This window comes from Pandoraea sp. E26, assembly GCF_000681415.1.
GTDB lineage: Bacteria > Pseudomonadota > Gammaproteobacteria > Burkholderiales > Burkholderiaceae > Pandoraea > Pandoraea pnomenusa.
Genome location: NZ_AYXJ01000090.1, coordinates 1 through 1,555, shown reverse-complemented (window position 1 = coordinate 1,555; position 1,555 = coordinate 1). Strand labels below are relative to the sequence as shown.

Annotated in this window: 1 protein-coding gene and 1 pseudogene; one reads left to right on the top strand and one right to left on the bottom strand. The window is 73.2% G+C overall.

Annotated elements, in window-relative coordinates:
* Positions 1-748 (bottom strand): annotated as a pseudogene (locus W930_RS31035) (PE family protein); the annotation flags it as partial.
* A gap of 6 nt (positions 749-754) precedes the next feature.
* On the opposite strand from W930_RS31035, the gene W930_RS31030 reads away from it, so the two are divergent.
* Positions 755-1,555: hypothetical protein (locus tag W930_RS31030; protein ID WP_369798724.1), on the top strand; the 801-nt coding region annotated here is incomplete at its 3' end.

Genomic DNA, 1,555 nt, shown 5'->3' with positions numbered 1-1,555 from the left:
TGCCGCCGACAATCCCCTCACCGCCCGCCGATACGGGTATGCCGAACCCGCCCTGCGCTCCGGCCCCCCCATTCGCGCCGACACCGCCATTGACCGTCGATCGGTTGGTCAGCGTCGCCGCCGCGCCGGCAGCGAGGCCAGCGCCACCATCGCCCCCCGCGCCACCCGCGCCGCCATCACCGCTGTGACCGCTAACCCCGACCATTGACCCTTGGTCCATGTGAAAAACGATGCCGACACCGCCAGCGCCGCCGTTGCCGCCCGTGCCGCCGGCCCCGCCGGTGACTGAACCCATGCCGAGCATCGTCGTCCGGTCGCCGATCTGTACGGCCGCCCCGCCCGCGCCGCCCGCGCCGCCAGCGCCCCCGGGCACGCCGACGCCGCCATCTCCGATACGACTTGGCGTGTCATCCGACGGATCGATGGTGACGGCGCCGGTGCCTGCGCCACCGCCGGCACCACCGTTGCCACCCGCGCCTCCAGCGATCGAACCATGGGTGCTGACCGACCCAGCGTCACCGGCGCGAAGCGCCGCGCCCCCGCTGCCGCCCGCGCCGCCCGCACCGCCCTTACCTGCCGGCTCGCCGACGCCGCCGGCCGCCGTCGTATGAGATTCGCCAATTCCCCCGCTGCCACCATGTCCACCGCTGCCGCCCACGAGTGCCGTGATGGGATCGTCAAGGGAAATTGTCGCCTTCGCGCCAACGCGTACGCCGTCTCCCCCGCGTCCTCCCGAGGCGCCCGACATGCCGTCATGTTGCCCGGGCGCCTCGACGCCAATTTGCCCATCGGCGCCGCTGCCACCAGCGCCGCCTGCCGCACTCAGTGCGCCAGACACAACGGCGGCGTCGCCAAGCACAAGTCCGGATCCCGCGATCCCTCCCATACCATTCAACACGCTGCCGCCGATCGCGCCGTTCCCGCCGTCGCCCCCAACCATGGCGGTGCTCGGGGTGCTGTCGCCTGGGCCCAGTACCAGCGTGATGCCGTCCTCAGCCTTGAATCCGTCCCCGCCGACGCCGGCCTTGCCCTGCACCAACCCCGCGCCACCGCCGCCGCCTGCCCCACCGATGAACGCCGAAAACGCGCCCGATGTCGACAGATCAATCCGGCGAGCGCCAACGACATAGGCCCCCGTTCCGCCGTCCCCGCCATTGCCGCCGCTCCCGCCGAGGCCTCCGCGGCCTCCCGCGCCGCCGTAGCCGACAAATGTTGCTCCGGACGACACCGCAACGTCCCCCACGATTCGCAGGGCGTTGCCCCCGGCGCCACCACCGCCTCCGCCACCGCCACCGCCTCCCGACGCACTGAAACCACCAATTCCACCGTCTCCCCCGGCGCCCGCGGCGACATACTGCTCACCGCTCTGCAAACCCCGCACATCCGGGGCGGCATCTGCCGCAGACGCACCGCCCCCGCCTCCGGCATTGCCGGTGCCGTCTGCGCCCGTACCGGCCACACCACCGGTGAACACGCCCCCGGCGCCTCCGGCGTTGCCGAGCGCATCGCTGCCACCCGCACCACCGCTGCCGCCGTTGCGCCCACCCCCGCCGCC